General features: G+C 70.4%; 15 protein-coding genes. 9 read left to right on the top strand and 6 right to left on the bottom strand.

Annotated elements, in window-relative coordinates:
• Positions 1–75 precede the first annotated feature (75 nt).
• Genes ABT061_RS12145 through ABT061_RS12160 form a run of 4 tightly spaced genes read left to right on the top strand, consistent with a single transcriptional unit; the run spans position 76 to position 3,991 of the window.
• A complete protein-coding gene (locus ABT061_RS12145) occupies positions 76–1,014 on the top strand; it encodes an ABC transporter permease (protein WP_350915587.1) in 939 nt (312 codons plus the stop codon).
• Positions 1,007–1,948, top strand: coding sequence for an ABC transporter permease (locus ABT061_RS12150; protein ID WP_350915589.1), 942 nt, complete (start codon positions 1,007–1,009; stop codon positions 1,946–1,948). Before ABT061_RS12145 ends, ABT061_RS12150 begins: the two co-directional genes overlap by 8 nt.
• Positions 1,949–1,956: 8 nt before the next feature.
• Positions 1,957–2,994 (top strand): ABC transporter ATP-binding protein, encoded by a 1,038-nt coding sequence (locus ABT061_RS12155; RefSeq protein ID WP_350915591.1) that lies wholly within the window; start codon positions 1,957–1,959, stop codon positions 2,992–2,994.
• Entirely contained in the window at positions 2,978–3,991 is a 1,014-nt protein-coding gene (locus ABT061_RS12160) for an ABC transporter ATP-binding protein (RefSeq protein WP_350915593.1), read from the top strand. Before ABT061_RS12155 ends, ABT061_RS12160 begins: the two co-directional genes overlap by 17 nt.
• A gap of 85 nt (positions 3,992–4,076) precedes the next feature.
• Here the strand turns inward: ABT061_RS12160 and ABT061_RS12165 are convergent, their stop codons facing one another.
• From ABT061_RS12165 to ABT061_RS12180, 4 genes are all read right to left on the bottom strand, one after another.
• Entirely contained in the window at positions 4,077–4,607 is a 531-nt protein-coding gene (locus ABT061_RS12165; RefSeq protein WP_350915595.1) for a hypothetical protein, read from the bottom strand.
• A gap of 129 nt (positions 4,608–4,736) precedes the next feature.
• On the bottom strand, positions 4,737–5,924 hold the full coding sequence (locus ABT061_RS12170) for a lipid-transfer protein (RefSeq protein ID WP_350915597.1): 1,188 nt from the start codon (positions 5,922–5,924) through the stop codon (positions 4,737–4,739).
• Positions 5,921–6,370 carry a Zn-ribbon domain-containing OB-fold protein gene (locus ABT061_RS12175; protein WP_350915599.1) on the bottom strand — a complete coding sequence of 150 codons (450 nt, stop codon included), beginning with the start codon at positions 6,368–6,370 and terminating at the stop codon, positions 5,921–5,923. Before ABT061_RS12175 ends, ABT061_RS12170 begins: the two co-directional genes overlap by 4 nt.
• A gap of 93 nt (positions 6,371–6,463) precedes the next feature.
• The gene (locus ABT061_RS12180; protein WP_350915601.1) at positions 6,464–7,264 is read right to left on the bottom strand and encodes an SAM hydrolase/SAM-dependent halogenase family protein; all 801 of its coding nucleotides are present in this window, start codon (positions 7,262–7,264) and stop codon (positions 6,464–6,466) included.
• Positions 7,265–7,381: 117 nt separating this feature from the next.
• Here ABT061_RS12180 and ABT061_RS12185 point away from each other — a divergent pair, with 117 nt between their 5' ends.
• Together ABT061_RS12185 and otsB are read left to right on the top strand one after the other, a co-directional pair.
• On the top strand, positions 7,382–7,696 hold the full coding sequence (locus ABT061_RS12185; RefSeq protein ID WP_350915603.1) for a DUF3263 domain-containing protein: 315 nt from the start codon (positions 7,382–7,384) through the stop codon (positions 7,694–7,696).
• A gap of 179 nt (positions 7,697–7,875) precedes the next feature.
• Positions 7,876–8,661, top strand: coding sequence for a trehalose-phosphatase (gene otsB, locus ABT061_RS12190; protein WP_350915605.1), 786 nt, complete (start codon positions 7,876–7,878; stop codon positions 8,659–8,661).
• 47 nt (positions 8,662–8,708) lie between these two features.
• On the opposite strand, the gene ABT061_RS12195 is transcribed toward otsB, so the two are convergent.
• Together ABT061_RS12195 and ABT061_RS12200 are read right to left on the bottom strand one after the other, a co-directional pair.
• Positions 8,709–9,878 (bottom strand): MFS transporter, encoded by a 1,170-nt coding sequence (locus ABT061_RS12195; RefSeq protein ID WP_350915607.1) that lies wholly within the window; start codon positions 9,876–9,878, stop codon positions 8,709–8,711.
• A 72-nt stretch (positions 9,879–9,950) separates the two neighbouring features.
• Positions 9,951–11,375, bottom strand: a complete 1,425-nt coding sequence (locus tag ABT061_RS12200) for an alpha,alpha-trehalose-phosphate synthase (UDP-forming) (RefSeq protein ID WP_350915609.1) — start codon at positions 11,373–11,375, stop codon at positions 9,951–9,953.
• A gap of 352 nt (positions 11,376–11,727) precedes the next feature.
• Between ABT061_RS12200 and ABT061_RS12205 the strand changes: the two genes are divergently transcribed.
• The 3 genes from ABT061_RS12205 to ABT061_RS12215 all read left to right on the top strand — a co-directional run bounded on the left by ABT061_RS12205 (position 11,728) and on the right by ABT061_RS12215 (position 15,669).
• Complete coding sequence (locus ABT061_RS12205; protein WP_350915611.1) at positions 11,728–13,221, top strand: S1 family peptidase; 1,494 nt, start codon at positions 11,728–11,730, stop codon at positions 13,219–13,221.
• A gap of 161 nt (positions 13,222–13,382) precedes the next feature.
• Positions 13,383–13,940, top strand: a complete 558-nt coding sequence (locus tag ABT061_RS12210; protein ID WP_350915613.1) for an RNA polymerase sigma factor — start codon at positions 13,383–13,385, stop codon at positions 13,938–13,940.
• A 199-nt stretch (positions 13,941–14,139) separates the two neighbouring features.
• Positions 14,140–15,669 carry a S1 family peptidase gene (locus tag ABT061_RS12215; protein ID WP_350915615.1) on the top strand — a complete coding sequence of 510 codons (1,530 nt, stop codon included), beginning with the start codon at positions 14,140–14,142 and terminating at the stop codon, positions 15,667–15,669.
• Positions 15,670–15,736 lie beyond the last annotated feature (67 nt).

The following is a 15,736-nucleotide window of genomic DNA, read 5'->3' on the forward strand; positions in this document are numbered from 1 at the left end:
AGCCCGGGGGTGATCTCACCGCACCGCGCGAACCGCCGGTCCGCGAATCACCCCGGGCACGTACGGGAGGCTTGAATGGGCCGTTACGTTCTCCGGCGCCTGATCCAGGCGATACCAGTCCTGCTGGGCGCCACCCTGCTCATCTACGCCATCGTCTTCGCGCTGCCCGGTGACCCCATCGCGGCGCTGGCGGGCGAGAAGCGCATGGACCCCAACATCGTCGGCATCCTGCGCGAGCAGTACCACCTGAACGATCCGTTCCTGGTGCAGTACTGGCACTACATCGTCGGCCTGCTGGGCGGCGACTTCGGCACCACCTTCGCCGGCGTCGGGGTCGGCGACATCATGGCGGGCAAGTTCCAGGTGACCATCAACCTGGCGGTGACCGCCCTGGTGATGGAGGCGGTCATCGGCGTGGGCCTCGGCCTGTACGCCGCGCTGCGCCACGGCAGGGCAGGTGACTCGCTGATCCTCGCCGCCACGCTGGTGCTGATCTCGGTGCCCGTCCTGGTCACCGGCTTCGTGCTCCAGTTGCTGCTGGGCGTGCGGCTCAAGCAGGCCGGGATCGACCTCTTCCCCGTCGCGGGCGTGTCGGAGGGCTGGCGCAGCTACCTGCTGCCCGGCTTCGTGCTCGCCGGGACGTCGATCGCCTACCTCACCCGGCTCACCAGGAACAGCCTGGTGGAGATCATGCGTGCCGACTACATCCGCACCGCGGTGGCCAAGGGCCTGCCCAGGAGCCGGGTCGTCGGCAGGCACGCGCTGCGCAACGCGCTGATCCCGCTGATCACCTACCTCGGTGCCGATCTCGGCGCGTTGATGGGCGGTGCGGTGATCACCGAAACGATCTTCAACCTGCCGGGCATCGGCCAGCAGCTGTTCACCTCCGTCTACCTGCGCGAGCAGCCGGTGGTCGTCGGCATCGTGACGGTGCTGGTGCTGATCTACATCCTGGCCAACCTGGTCGTCGACCTGCTCTACGCCGTGCTCGACCCGAGGATCCGCTATGAGTGACGCCCTTGCCCCGGTCAAGAAGCGCCGGAACGGTGGACCGGGAAGGCATGTGAGAACGTCCAGGCCGGCCAAACCGCCCAGGGCCGCGAGCCTGTGGACCGACGCCTGGTACGACCTGCGCCGCCGGCCGCTCTTCGTCGGCTCGGCGGTCCTCATCGGTGTCCTGGTGGCCATGGCGGCGTTCCCCTCGCTGTTCACCTCGGTGAACCCGTTCGACGCCGCGACCTGCGATCTGGCCCAGGCCAGGCAGGGCATGAGCGCCGTGCACTGGTTCGGCACCGACAACCTCGGCTGCGACGTCTACTCCCGCGTCGTCCACGGCGCCCGTAACTCGATGGTCGTCGGCCTGAGCACCACGGTCGTCACCGCGCTGGTGGGCGGTCTGCTCGGCCTCCTCGCCGGGTTCAGGGGCGGTGCGCTGGACACGTTGCTCTCCCGGATCACGGAGATCTTCTTCGCGATCCCGTCGATCCTCGGCGCCCTGCTCATCCTGGCGATCTTCCGTACGGGCAACGTGTGGACGGTCATGCTCGCGCTGGCGGTGCTGGCCTGGCCGATGACGTACCGGATCATGCGGGCGGCGGTGATCACCGCCAAGGGCCAGGACTACGTGCTCGCGGCGCGGGCGCTCGGCGCCTCCGCGCCGAGGATCATGTTCCGGCACATCCTGCCGAACGCGGCCGCCTCGGTGATCGTGGTCGCCACGATCAACCTGGGCACCTTCATCGCCGCCGAGGCCGGCCTGTCGTTCCTCGGGGTGGGCCTGCGCTCGCCCGACATCTCGTGGGGGCTCATGATCTCCGACGCCAGGGAGCGTTTCCTGGAGGCTCCGTGGCCGCTGCTGTTCCCGGCACTGTTCCTGAGCCTGACGGTGCTGGCCTTCATCATGCTGGGCGACGCCGTCCGCGACGCCCTCGACCCGAAGCTGCGGTAGGGGGACCCGTGAAGAAGACCTCGACACCGGTGGTGCCGGCCGGCCAGGCTCCCGACGGCGAGCCGCTGCTCGCCGTCGACGACCTGCACGTGGAGTTCACGACCAGGCGGGGCGTGGTCAGGGCGGTCAACGGGGTCAGCTACTCGCTGAACCCCGGGGAGACGCTCGCCGTGCTCGGCGAGTCGGGCTCGGGCAAGTCGGTGACCGCACAGGCCATCATGGGCATCCTCGACACGCCGCCGGCCCGCGTCTCCCGAGGGGAGATCCGCTTCCGGGGCACGGACCTGCTCGGGCTGCCCGAGCAGGAACGCTCCCAGATCCGCGGCCGGCGGATCGCGATGATCTTCCAGGACGCGCTCTCCGCGCTGAACCCGGTGTTCACCGTCGGGTTCCAGATCGGCGAGATGTTCCGGGTGCACCGGGGTGCCTCCAGGCGTGACGCGGAGCGGAAGGCGATCGAGCTGATGGACCGGGTCCGCATCCCCGGTGCCAGGCAGCGGGTGCACGACTACCCGCACCAGTTCTCCGGGGGGATGCGCCAGCGCATCATGATCGCGATGGCGATCGCGCTCGACCCGGAGGTGCTGATCGCCGACGAGCCGACCACGGCCCTCGACGTGACGGTGCAGGCCCAGATCATGGAGCTACTGGCCGAACTGCGGCGTGAGAGCGACATGGGCCTGATCCTGATCACTCACGACCTCGGTGTGGTGGCGGACGTCGCCGACAGGATCGCGGTCATGTACGGCGGGCGGATCGTGGAGAAGGCCCCCGTGCACGACATCTACCGGGAGCCCGCCCACCCGTACGCCAAGGGCCTGCTCGACTCGGTTCCCAGGGGCGATCGGAAGGGGCGGCAGCTTTTCGCCATCAAGGGCATGCCGCCGAACCTGCTCGACATGCCCTCGGGCTGTTCCTTCCACCCCCGGTGTCCCTACCGCCAGAACGACTGCGTCACCGACGCGCCCCCGCTGTACGAGATCGGCCCCACGCGCGCCAGCGCGTGCCACTACTGGAGGGAGGTCCTCGATGGCAGCCACGAGTGAGCCGATCCTTGAGGTTCGTGACCTGGTCAAGCACTTCCCGCTGACCCAGGGCGTCGTGGTGCGCAAGCAGATCGGCGCGATCAGGGCGGTCGACGGGGTCTCCTTCGACCTGCGCCGGGGCGAGACGCTCGGCATCGTGGGGGAGTCGGGCTGCGGCAAGTCCACGCTGGCCAAGCTCCTGATGGCGCTGGAGCGGCCCACCTCGGGATCGGTGAGGATCAACGGCAGGGAGGTCGCCCAGGCCAGGGGCGGCGAGCTCAAGCGGGTCCGCCGCAACATCCAGATGGTCATGCAGGACCCCTACACCTCGCTGAACCCCCGGATGACCGTGGGCGACATCGTCGGCGAGCCGTTCGAGATCCACCGGGACGTGGCCCCCAAGGGCGACCGGCGCCGCAGGGTGCAGGAACTCCTGGAGGTCGTGGGGCTGGACCCCGACCACGTCAACCGCTACCCGCACCAGTTCTCCGGTGGCCAGCGCCAGCGCATCGGCATCGCCCGAGGGCTCGCGCTCCAGCCCGAGATCATCGTGTGCGACGAGCCGGTCTCCGCGCTGGACGTGTCGATCCAGGCGCAGGTCGTCAACCTGCTGGAACGGCTGCAGGACGAGTTCGGCCTCGCCTACGTCTTCATCGCCCACGACCTGTCGGTGGTCCGGCACATCTCCGACCGGGTCGGAGTGATGTACCTGGGGAAGATGGTCGAACTCGGCCAGGAGACCGAGATCTACGACCGGCCCGCCCATCCCTACACCCAGGCGCTGCTGTCGGCCGCGCCGGTGCCCAACCCGGAGGGGCGGGAGCGGCGCGAACGGATCATCCTCCAAGGCGACCCGCCGTCCCCGGCCAACCCGCCGTCGGGCTGCCGATTCCGTACGCGGTGCTGGAAGGCGGCGGAGATCTGCGCCGTCGAGGAGCCGCCGCTGCGGATCCGGCCGGGCAGCGCGCACGCGAGTGCCTGCCACTTCGCCGAGACCCACGACGTGACACACGCGTAGCAGGGTCAGGAGAAGCGGAAGGCGCGGCCCCCACAACGAGATGTGGGGGCCGCGCCCTGCTGTGCTACGGCAGGATGCCGTCCTACTAGAGGATGTCGACGCCGACGCCGCCGATGCCGACGAGGCCGCCGATGCCGACGCCGTGGCCGACGCCGCTACCGCTGCTGATCACGTTGCCACCGCCGACGATGTTGTTGCCCCGGCCGATGCCGCCGCCGAGGATGCCGCCGCCGATGCCGCCCCCGTAGACGCCGCCGCCGTAGACGCCGCCGCCGTAGATCCCGCCGCCGTAGACGCCGCCGCCGTAGATCCCGCCGCCGTAGACGCCGCCGCAGCCGGCCCCGTAGACGCCGCCGCCGTAGATGCCGCCCCCGTACACGGGAGCCGCGACCACGGTGGGAGCCGCGACCACGGCGGTCGGGCAGGCGACGGCGAGCGGCGCGCTGACGACGCCGACGCCGCAGCAGTCGGCCTTGGCGGCCTTGGCCTTGGCCACGGACTTGGTCGCGGCCTTGGTGGTGGAGGTGGTGGAGGACGTGGACGCGGAAGCGGCCACGGCCGGTGCGAGGACGGCGATGCCGACGCACGCGGAAGTGATGAGAAGACGACGAATCATGTGTGGTTCCCCCTGGAAGGAAATCGCGGCAGTGTCTGGGGCCTCTGGAACGGACCGTCTGCGCGCGGCTACTCAAAGTAACGGGAGTGAGACTATCCAGCGACATGCTTTGGGGAGGGTCAAGAATGGTCAGCTTGTGGCAATGATCGAAGAGCCGTGGCCGAACAGACCCTGGTTGATCGCCAGCCCGATCCGGGCGCCTTCCACCTGCCGGGCTCCCGCCACGCCCCTCAACTGCCAGGTCAGCTCGCATACCTGGGCGATGGCCTGGGCGGGGACCGCCTCGCCGAAGGAGGCCAGCCCGCCGGAGGGATTCACCGGGATCCGGCCGCCGAGCGCGGTGTCTCCGGCGCGCAGCAGCTTCGCGGCCTCGCCCCGCGCGCAGAGGCCGAGGTCCTCGACCCAGTCGAGCTCCAGCGCGGTGGACAGGTCGTACACCTCGGCGAACGACAGGTCGTCGGGGCCCAAGGCCGCCTCCTCGTAGGCGGCGTGGGCGATGGCGGCGCGGAACGGGCGCTCGGGGGGCGGCACCGCCGCGGTGGAGTCGGTGGCGAAGTCCGGCAGTTCGAGCACGGTGCTGGGGAAGGACGGTGTCACCGTGGAGACGGCCGCGAGCCGTACCGGGCGGCTCACGCCGTGGCGGCGGGCGAACTCCGCGGAGGCCAGGACCAGCGCGGCGCCGCCGTCGGAGGTGGCGCAGATGTCCATCAACCGCAGCGGGTCGGCCACCAGGGGGGAGGCGAGCACCTGCGCGGCGGTGACGGTCCTGCGGTAACGGGCGTTCTCGTTCGTCGAGCCGGCGAGGGCGTTCTTCACCTTGACGGCGGCGAAGTCCTCGGCGGTGTCGCCGTACAGGGCCATCCGCCTGCGCGCGTAGAGCGCGAAGTACGCCGGGTTGGTGGCGCCGAGCAGCCGGAACCTGAGCCAGTCGGGGTCGTCGGGGCGGTCGCCGCCCACCGGCGCGAAGAACCCCTTCGGCGTGGAGTCGGCACCGACGACCAGCGCCACGTCGCAGAGGCCGGCCAGGATGCGGGTCCTGGCGATGTCCAGCGCCTGCGCGCCCGAGGCGCACGCCGCGTAGCACGAGGCGATGCGCGCCCCGTTCCAGCCCATGGCCTGGGCGAAGGTGGCGCCAGCGACGAAGCCCGGGTAGCCGTTCCTGATGGTGTCGGCACCCACCACGAACCGCACGTCCGTCCACTCCAGACCCGCGTCGCGCAGCGCGGCCCTGGCCGCCGCCACCCCGTACTCGACGAAGGGCCGCCCCCACTTGCCCCAGGGGTGCATTCCCGCGCCGAGGATGACGACGTCGCTCATGGACTCTCCCCGTTCTGCCGCTCCGCTGCGGTGCCGGGGGCGCCGGGGGCGCCCCACATCCAGACCAGTGGGCCGTCGGCGAGCGGGCCCGTGGTCAGTTCGAGCTCCATGCCCACCCGCAGGTCGTCCACCGTGAGGTCCTTGACCTGGCCGAGCACGACGATCCCCGTCCCCGCCAGCTCCACCGCCGCGAGGGTGACGGGAACGTAGGGGTCGGCGGTCACGAACGGGGCGGGCGGTGGGTAGCAGGAGTTGGTGTAGGACCACACGGTGCCCCGGCGCGGCATGCGCGTCTCCGCCAGGTCCTCGCCGTCGCAGTACGGGTTGCGGCAGAAGCCCGTCCGGGGCGGGAAGTAGACGGTCCGGCAGTCCGCGCAGCGGGTGCCGAGCAGGTGCGCGGTGCCGCCGTCCACGGTGAACCAGCCGTTGATCACGGATGCGGTCATAGGGCCAATATGACACAAGCGCTTGCTAGGTAACATCCCCCCTTCGGGGAGCGGGCCCGGCGGAAATCCGTGGGCCGGCCGCTGACCCGCATGTCATGGCGCGGGTGAGAGACGCACGCGGGCTCCCGGCGGCAGGCCCAGTCGTTGGGAGGCGTCGCCGGAGTTGATCGCCAGCGCGACCAGTCCGACCGAGTCGATGAAGGCCACGGTCTCTCCGGGAGGGACCGCGGTGAAGGACTCCCTGAACGGCACCGCGAGCCGCCATCCGCCCATCCAGACCACCAGGGTGTCTCCCGGTGAGACGCCCAGCGTCATCAGGTCGGCGGCGCCGATCGACAGCTGGACGTTGCCGTGCCGGTTGACCGACAGCACCTCCCCCTCGGCGTGGTCGTCCTGGACCGTCGAGGTGGGCGCGGGCAGCGAGATCAATCGGTTTATCGGGATCTCCGGCCCCAGTTCGGCCGGATGCCGCCCGATCGCCAGATACGCCGCGACGGGCGCGAAGAGGTCGCGCCCGTGGAAGGTCGGCGAGAGAGGAGGCAGGAAGAACTCCTCGTTGGACAGCTCGTAGGCGGCCCGCGCGCCTCCGCTGGCGTGGATCGCCCACGACAGCAGCCCGTTGTCCGGGCCCAGGAACACGTGGTCGCCGGCCTCGACCGCCACGGCCCTGCGCGAGCCGCTGGGATCCACCGCGGCGACGTGCACGCCGGGAGGCAGGTAGGTGATCGTCTGGGCCAGGATCGCCGCACCGCGCCGTACGTCTCCCAGAGGCACCAGATGGCACACGTCAATGATTCGCGACTCCGGAGAGATTCCGACGATCACGCCGTGACAGGCGGCGACGTAGCCGTCTTCCAGTCCGTAGTCGGTGAGAAGGCTGATGACAGAGGTCACACTTGGTGACTGTACGGCTCCGCATCCGTCATGAACAGCGCGAAATTCCGGACTATTCTGACTTCGGGCCGCGTGTGCGCGGTGTCATCGCCATGTGCCCCGACCGAGGAGGAAGCCATGGACACCGAGCCGACCCCCGGTGACAGTGCCGACGGCGGGGCTGCCCGAGAGCCCGCGTCGCGTGCTCTCACCGACAGGGAGCGGGAGTTGCTCGCCTTCGAGCGCCGGTGGTGGCGCCACGCGGGCGCCAAGGAACAGGCAGTCCGCGAGGCCTTCGACATCTCCGCGACGCGCTACTACCAACTGCTCAGTGAGCTCATCGAGCTACCCGCGGCACTTGCCCACGACCCGATGCTGGTCAAGCGCCTGCGCCGGCTCCGTGAGACGCGCCGGAGCGACCGGGCCGCCCGGAAGACGGGCTTTCGCCCCTGACGCCGGGTCCGACCGGTCGGGCAGCCGACCGCGGAGGGTGGGACTGATGAGGCGCGCCCGGATTGGCCGAGAAGCCGGAAAAGATAGCTTGCGTGGCTGATCTCCGGGTACGACCGGTCAGGCGGGCGATCGCCGGAGGGCGGGGCCGATGAGACGGTGGAGACGGAGAGGAGCCGGACATGACGGCGAACCCGCCCGACGGGCTGAAGGCGATCGTGGCCGACCCCGGGGGAGCGGTGATCGGGCTCGACTTCGACGGCACGCTGTCCCCGATCGTCTCCGACCCCGCGGAGGCCAGAATCCACCCTGGTGGGCCCGAGGTGCTGGCCAGGCTCGGCGGCCTGGTCGGCGCCTTGGTGGTCGTGACCGGCCGCCCGGCCGCCACGGCCGTCGAGTACGGCTCCCTGGCCGGCGTGCCCGGCCTGGTGGTGCTCGGACACTACGGCCTCGAACGCTGGGAGGCGGGTGCGCTGGCCGCGCCGCCCGTCCACCCGGGCCTCGACCTGGTCAGGGCGGGGCTCCCCGCACTGGTCGAGGGGTGGGACGGGGTCAGGGTCGAGGACAAGGAGCGGGCGATGGCCGTGCACACCCGGCAGGCCGCCGACCCGTGGGCGACGCTTGAGGCGCTGCGCGAGCCGGTCGCCGCGCTGGCCGCCAAGGCCGGGCTGGTGGTGGAGCCGGGCAAGTTCGTGCTGGAGCTGCGCCCGCCGGGGATGGACAAGGGGGTGGCGCTGAGCGCCTTCCTGCGCGAGCGGGCCGCCAGGTCCGTGCTGTTCGCCGGGGACGATCTGGGAGATCTCGCGGCGTTCGCGGCGGTACGAGCCTCCGGGCTGCCGGGGGTGACGGTGTTCAGCGGGTCGCCCGAGATCGAGGTGGAGGCCGACATCGTGGTGGACGGGCCCCCGGGGGTCCTGGAGCTTCTCGGCTCGATCGCCGACGCCATCGAGGGAGAGGCGCCCCGCTGAGCGGGTGGGGCCGCAGCCGGATGGGCGTTACCCGCCGCCCCGCCCGCTCAGGCGCGCCTGCCGGAGCCGATCAGTAGCCCTCCGACGGCCAGTCCGATCAGGACCGGGACCATGAGGAACGCCTGCTGGGTGCCGAACCCGTCGGCCAGCGCGCCGAGCAGGAACGGCCCGCTTCCCACCGCCAGGCCGGCGAAGATCGAGGCCAGGGCCGACGCCTGGTCCCGCCGCCCGCCGGAGGCGGCCAGCACCCGCGACAGCGCCATCGGGAAGTGCAGCGCGACCCCAAGCCCGGATACGGCCAGGCCCACGTAGGAGAACACCGGGTCCCCGCTCAGCCAGAAGATCGCCCATCCGGTGGCGGTGACCAGGAGCGCCCCGATGAACAGCACGGTCGGCGGCACCCGCAGGGCCAACCGCCCCCCGGCCAGCCGCCCCACCGCCAACCCGGCGGTGAACGCCGCGACCGCGGTCGCCGCCACCGCCGCGGGCAGTCCGGTCTGGTCGGAGAACAGCTTGGCCGCCCACAGGTTGAAGCAGAACTCCATCGCGACGCAGCAGAACAGCACGGCCCCGGCCAGGTAGAAGCGCCAGCCGAAGCGGGACCCGGCCTCCGGGGCGGTTCCGGCCGCCGCATCCTCCCGCTCCGGAATCCAGACGCGCCCCATGAGCAGCGCGAGCAGCACGGTCAGCACGGCGGGCACCAGTAGCGCCGCCCGCCAGCCGAAGACGCTCTGCGCGGCGGCGCTGACCACGAAGGGGACCCCGATGCCGACGATCACGCAGACCGCGTTGGCCTCGCTGATCGCCGCCGGGCCCGCGGGACCGTGGTGGTCGTCGAGCGCGGCCATGCCCGAGTACAGGGTGATGGAGGCCATCCCGCTGGCGACGCCGTAGCCGAGGAGGGTGATCGGCAGCGCGGTGGGGCCCGCCGCGACCAGGAGCGTGCCGACGCTCATCCCGGCCAGCCCGGTCCAGGTGACGGCCCGGCGGCCGATTCTCCCCGTCAACCAGGGGAGGGCGAGGCCGGTGATGATGCCGCCCAGGGCCATCGAGGTCCCGTGCAGCCCGGCGACCGCCTGGGAGATGCCCTGGTCGATGCGGAGCAGCGGGAGCGCGGCGCTGAGGCCGTACAGATAGGTGGCGAAGACACCGAGCTGCAGGTAGATCAGCCAGGTCGCGCGGTCGCGGATCAGCCTGACGGGAGCGATCGCGGTCAATTCAGGCTCCCCGTAGGTAAAAAATTAGATAGCCGCGAAAACTATCTCATGAGGGCCTGAAACTTCCCGTCCTTATCCGAGAGCGTCGAGTTGCTCGGCGAACCACCGGTGCGGCGGAAGCGCGGTCGCCGCCGTGGCCAGCAGGGCGCCCCTCCTGGCACGCTCGGCCTCGGGCATCGTCAGCCCCTCGTGTAGCGCGGCGGCCGTGGCCGAGACGTCGTAGGGATTGACGGTCACCGCGTGCTCGCCCAGCTCGGCGGCGGCGCCCGCCTCTCGCGACAGCACCAGCGCGCTGCCCGGCGACAGGATCGGCCCCTCCTTGGCCACCAGGTTCATGCCGTCGCGGATCGGGTTGACCAGCAGCACGTCGGCCAGCCGGTAGGCGGCCAGCGAGCGCGGGTAGTCGTCGTCGACGTTGAGGATCAGCGGGTCCCAGTCCTCGGTGGCGTACTCGTCCTCGATCTCCTTGGCACAGCGCTGCACCGCCGCGGTGTACTCGCGGTATTCGGGCAGGTCGTGCCGGGACGGGTAGGCGAAGGCGAGGTGGGTGACCCGGCCGTGCCACTCCGGGTGGGCCGAGAGGAACTCCCGGTAGGCGACCAGACCCCTGACGATGTTCTTCGACAGCTCTGTCCTGTCGATCCGCACGATCAGCCTGCGGTCGCCCACCTGGGTGCGGAGCGCGGCCATGTGCGACTCCACATCCGGCTCGGAGGCCCGTGCCCAGAGTGCCTTACCGTCCACGCCCAGGCTGTGCGTGCCGACCCGGGTGGTCCTGCCCCCGTACGTGACCGTACGGCTCGCGCGCTCGACCCGGGCGCCGAGCACGGTCTCGCAGCAGTCCATGAACGCCCCGCCCCAGCGGGCGGTCAGGAAACCCGCGTGGTCGGCGCCCAGGATGCCCTCCAGGACCTCGGCCGCGACGTCGTCGGGGAGCAGGCTGAAGTATTCGGGCGGGGCCCACGGGGTGTGCGAGAAGTGGGCCACCCGCAGGTCGGGCCGCTCCCCCCTGAGCATGGCCGGAACCAGGCTCAGGTGGTAGTCCTGCACCATCACCCGCGCCCCGTGCGGGGCATCCTCGGCCAGCGCCACCGCGAACGCCTCGTTGTACGCCTGGTACGACTCCCACTCCCTGCGGAACCTGGCGTCGAAATGCGGTCTGTTGGGGGTGTCGTACAGCAGATGGTGGACGAACCAGAGCGTGGAGTTGGCGACCGCGTTGTACGCGCGGTGGAAGGTCGCCGGGGGGATGTCGAGCATGCGCAGCGCCCCGGTCTCATAGCCCGCCTGATCGAGACGGCCGCCGGGCGCCAGCCGCACCGCTCCGCGGTCGCCGTCGGACAGCGCCGCGCAGACCCAGAGGACGTCGAGGTCCTTCGCGACCTCCGACAGGCCCGACACCAGGCCGCCCCCTCCCCTGCGCATGGACAGGGAGCCGTCCTCGGAGAGGGTGAAGGAGACGGGACCGCGGTTGGAGGCCACCAGGATCGCGTTCATCAGATCCCTTCGCTGGCTAGGGACACGCTTGTCCAGAAGATTAACCGGCGCCCGGCCGGGACGCCCTGCTCTTCGGGCCAAGGAAGAATGGCGTTTATTTAAGTGTGTCAGCTCTTGTCGGTAGCTCAGTTAGTGCGTCCCGGTTTCATGACTTTCCGGGGACGGATCGGAAGCTCGGCGCCCCTGCCGGCACAGGTCGGTAGGACCGGAATCCGGCCCGGGGCGTTCCGGGGGGGCGTCCGCGTGGCGTGTGGCTTTTGGGGGTCTTGGAGGCAACGGCTGGATTAGGGTGGCGTTGCCCGTGGGGCGCTCTCCCCCTCTTGCTGTGGAAGCCGAGGTCGAGGAGGGATTCATGTCCCGCAGACATGTCGTCGCCACGGGCTGCGTGCTGGCGGTCACCGCGCTCACCCTGACGGGCGTGCCGGCCGACGCCAGGCCCCGGGCAAGGAGTGTGGTCACCGCGTCCGTGCGGAAACCGCCGTCGGGCATGCTGGAGGCGCTCCAACGCGACCTGGGCCTGACCAGGCGGCAGGCCCAGGCACGCCTGCTCAACGAGGCCCGCATGATTCCGATCGCGGCGCAGCTCCGCAGGAGGCTCGCCGACCGTTTCGGCGGCTCATGGCTGATGGGAGCCGTTTCGCAGACCCTTGTGGTGGCCACCACCGACGAGGCCGACATCCCCCACATCATCGCGGCGGGTGCCCGGGCCGAGATCGTCCCCCGGTCGATGGCGGAACTCCTCCTGGTCAGGGAGAAGGTCGACGACGTGCTGCCCGCCAAGCCGCGCGTGGCGGGCGTGCGCTACGTCGACGCGAAGAGGAACAGGGTGGTCGTTCTGTCCGCGCAGCCCACGGTGGCCGAGGACCTCATCAAGGGTGCGAATGTGGACACGGACGCGGTGAGCGTGGTGTTGTCCACCGAGCAGCCCCAGCCCCTCCACGATGTGCAGGGCGGCGACGCCTACTACATCGGTGTCGCGAGCCGCTGCTCGATCGGTTTCTCGGTGACCCGCGAAGCCCAGGCGGGTTTCGTCAGTGCCGGCCACTGCGGTAAGACGGGCGATGCCACCACCGGCTTCAACCGGGTGCCCCAGGGGACCTTCCAGGCGTCGGTCTTCCCGGGCAGGGACTACGCCTGGGTCGCGGTGAACCACAACTGGATGCCCAAGCCGGCGGTCAGCAACGGCATCGGCGGCACCGTGTCCGTCGTCGGCTCCAAGGTGGCCATCGAGGGTTCCTCGGTCTGCCGATCCGGCTCCACCACCGACTGGCACTGCGGAGTCATCCTGCAGCTCAGTGCCAGCGTCACCTACCCCCAGGGTGCGGTCTCCGGGCTGACCCGCACGAACGTCTGCGCCGAGCCGGGTGACTCGGGTGGTTCGTTCATCTCGGTGGACCAGGCCCAGGGGGTCGCCTCCGGCGGCTCCGGGGACTGCACCTCGGGTGGCGTCACCTATTTCCAGCCGGTCAACGAGATCCTCAACGCCTACGGCCTGACCCTGGTGACCGACACGATCACCTCGCCGAGCACGGGCACCTGCACCGGCTACCCGAAGATCTACGTCGGTAATCTGGAGAGCGGTCAGGTCGTCTACCGGCCGGGTACCAGCTACTACCGGGCGACCGTCGCAGGTCAGCACCATGGCTGCCTGGACGGGGACGACGGCGTCGACCTCGACCTCTACCTCGAGAAGTGGAAGGGGACCGGTTGGGGCACCGTCGCCGTCTCGGACAGTTCGGGTCCCGACGAGCAGATCAGCTACACCGGCACGGCCGGTGCCTACCGCTACCGGGTGGCCTCCGTGAGCGGCTCCAGCCCCTACATCCTGGGGTTCACGACACCGTGACAACCGGTCCTGTGCCCTCAGCGGACCCGCTGGGGGCACAGCTAGAAGTGAAAATCACCATATTTCGGGTTCGTGTGCTTTTGTAACGAAGCCGAAGGTCGGCAACGGGGATCTCCGACCGTAGGATGTCCAGCGACCGTGACCGCTGATGGGGGCTCGTGATGGCGCTGGACGAGACGACCGAGGAGCTGGCCCGGGCGGCCGCCCAAGGTGACCACCGCGCGCTCGGCGAGCTGCTGAAGCGTATCGAGCCCGCGGTGCTCCGGCACTGCGGGCGCATCCTTCCCTTCCGGCAGGACGCGGAGGAGGCCTGCCAGGACACCCTGCTGGCGGTGGCACGCAACATCGGCCGCTTCGAGGGGCGCGCCAAGTTCAGCACCTGGCTGCACATCGTGACCGCCAACTGCGCCAGGACCACCTACCGTTCGCTGAAGCGTCGCGCCGCGGAGCAGAGCTCGGACGAGTTGCCGCTGCAGAAGCCGGACGTCGCCAGGGTGAGCGTGATCGCCGGGTCCAGGCTGGACCTGCTCGACGTGATGGAGGCCCTGGAGGCGGAGAAGCCCGACCTCGCCCAGGCACTGGTGCTGCGCGACATCTGCCAGCTCGACTACAACGAGGTGGCCGAGCAACTCGGCATCCCGCTGGGCACCGCCAAGTCCCGCATTCACCAGGCGCGCAAGTACGTCCAGGGCGCTCTGGGCGACGCCTACGGCTTCTGATCTCGACGGGGCCGGGGGCCCTGGGGGTCGCCCCTCGCGAGAACGAGGGCGCGCCGGCGAGGCGAGATCTCGATCGAAATCGTCTGCCGCGTGGCGTGTGGCTTTTGGGGGTCTTGGAGGCAACGGCTGGATTAGGGTGGCGTTGCCCGTGGGGCGCTCTCCCCCTCTTGCTGTGGAAGCCGAGGTCGAGGAGGGATTCATGTCCCGCAGACATGTCGTCGCCACGGGCTGCGTGCTGGCGGTCACCGCGCTCACCCTGACGGGCGTGCCGGCCGTCGCCGCCGGACCGAAGGTGACGGGTGTTCCGGTCACCGCGCCCGTCTGGAAACCGCCGTCGGGCATGCTGGAGGCGCTCCAACGCGACCTGGAACTGACCAGGGAACAGGCCCAGGCACGCCTGCTCAACGAGGCTCGCCTGACGGGAGTGGCGGCGGAGCTCCGTGCGAGACTCGGTGACCGTTTCGGCGGCTCGTGGCTGATGGGAACCATCGCGCAGACCCTTGTGGTGGCCACCACCAACGAGGCCGACATCCCCCACATCATCGCGGCGGGTGCCCGGGCCGAGGTCGTCAAGCGGTCGCTGGCGGAGCTCGACAGGCACATAGACGGCCTCGACCAGTCGGTACCCGGCGCCAAGAACGAGGGAAGCGTCCGCTATGTCGATGCCAGGAACAACAGGGTCGTCGTCCTGTCGTCGGAGCCGTTGGTCGCGGAGGACCTCATCGAGGCCGCCGGCCTCGACACGGAGGCGGTGAAGGTGGTGCCGTCCACCGAGCGGCCCCGGCTCCTCAGTGACGTGCAGGGTGGTGACGCCTACTACGTCGGTGTCGCGAGTCGTTGCTCCGTCGGTTTCTCGGTGATGCGCGGGACCCAGGCGGGTTTCGTCAGTGCCGGTCACTGCGGTAAGACGGGCGATGCCACCACCGGTTTCAACCGGGTGCCCCAGGGGGTCTTCCGGGCGTCCTCCTTTCCCGAGAACGACTATGCCTGGGTCGCGGTGAACGCCGGCTGGAGCCCCAAGCCGGTGGTGAGCAACGGCGTCGGCGGTACCGTGCCCGTCGCGGGCTCCAGGCCAGCCCTGGAGGGTGCCTCGATCTGCCGGTCCGGCTCCACCACCGACTGGCACTGCGGTCTCATCCGGCAGCTCAGTGCCAGCGTCACCTACCCCCAGGGCACCATCCACGGTCTGGGCCGTACCAGTGTCTGCGCCGAGCCGGGTGACTCGGGTGGTTCGTTCATCTCGGTGGACCAGGCCCAGGGGGTCACCTCCGGCGGCTCCGGGGACTGCACCTCGGGTGGCGTCACCTACTTCCAGCCGCTCAACGAGATCCTCACCGCCTACGACCTGACCCTGCTGACCGACAGCACCGCCAGCTCGTCGGGTGACATCTCCCCGGGCACCGCTCCATCGGGCAAGCAGGACTGCAGCGGCTACCCGAAGACCTACACCGGCACGCTGAACAACGGTCAGTCCGTCTCCCAGCCGAGCCGGTACTACCGGGCCGCCGTCGCCGGTACGCACTCCGCCTGCCTGGACGGCGGTGACGGCGTCGACTTCGACCTCTACCTCCAAAGGTGGCAACGGTCGAGCTGGACCACCGTCGCCAGCTCCGAGGGCGCGGGCCCCGACGAGCAGATCAGCTACACCGGCCCGCCCGGCTTCTACCGCTACCAGGTGGTCTCCGTGAGCGGCTCCAGCCCCTACACACTGAAAGCCAAGGCACCCTGACCCGCCTTCCGCGGTCTCGCCCAGGCCGCGGCCCGGATGGCCGTAAATCGTCTGCCGCGTGGCGTGT

Origin of the sequence: Streptosporangium sp. NPDC002544 (assembly GCF_040295965.1) — a bacterium.
GTDB lineage: Bacteria > Actinomycetota > Actinomycetes > Streptosporangiales > Streptosporangiaceae > Streptosporangium.

Coding starts and splice junctions, on each gene's coding strand:
- ABT061_RS12145 (WP_350915587.1), top strand. CDS start 76: ATGGGCCGTTACGTTCTCCGGCGCCTGATCCAGGCGATACCAGTCCTG.
- ABT061_RS12150 (WP_350915589.1), top strand. CDS start 1,007: ATGAGTGACGCCCTTGCCCCGGTCAAGAAGCGCCGGAACGGTGGACCG.
- ABT061_RS12160 (WP_350915593.1), top strand. CDS start 2,978: ATGGCAGCCACGAGTGAGCCGATCCTTGAGGTTCGTGACCTGGTCAAG.
- ABT061_RS12165 (WP_350915595.1), bottom strand. CDS start 4,607: ATGATTCGTCGTCTTCTCATCACTTCCGCGTGCGTCGGCATCGCCGTC.
- ABT061_RS12170 (WP_350915597.1), bottom strand. CDS start 5,924: ATGAGCGACGTCGTCATCCTCGGCGCGGGAATGCACCCCTGGGGCAAG.
- ABT061_RS12175 (WP_350915599.1), bottom strand. CDS start 6,370: ATGACCGCATCCGTGATCAACGGCTGGTTCACCGTGGACGGCGGCACC.
- ABT061_RS12185 (WP_350915603.1), top strand. CDS start 7,382: ATGGACACCGAGCCGACCCCCGGTGACAGTGCCGACGGCGGGGCTGCC.
- otsB (WP_350915605.1), top strand. CDS start 7,876: ATGACGGCGAACCCGCCCGACGGGCTGAAGGCGATCGTGGCCGACCCC.
- ABT061_RS12200 (WP_350915609.1), bottom strand. CDS start 11,375: ATGAACGCGATCCTGGTGGCCTCCAACCGCGGTCCCGTCTCCTTCACC.
- ABT061_RS12205 (WP_350915611.1), top strand. CDS start 11,728: ATGTCCCGCAGACATGTCGTCGCCACGGGCTGCGTGCTGGCGGTCACC.
- ABT061_RS12210 (WP_350915613.1), top strand. CDS start 13,383: ATGGCGCTGGACGAGACGACCGAGGAGCTGGCCCGGGCGGCCGCCCAA.
- ABT061_RS12215 (WP_350915615.1), top strand. CDS start 14,140: ATGTCCCGCAGACATGTCGTCGCCACGGGCTGCGTGCTGGCGGTCACC.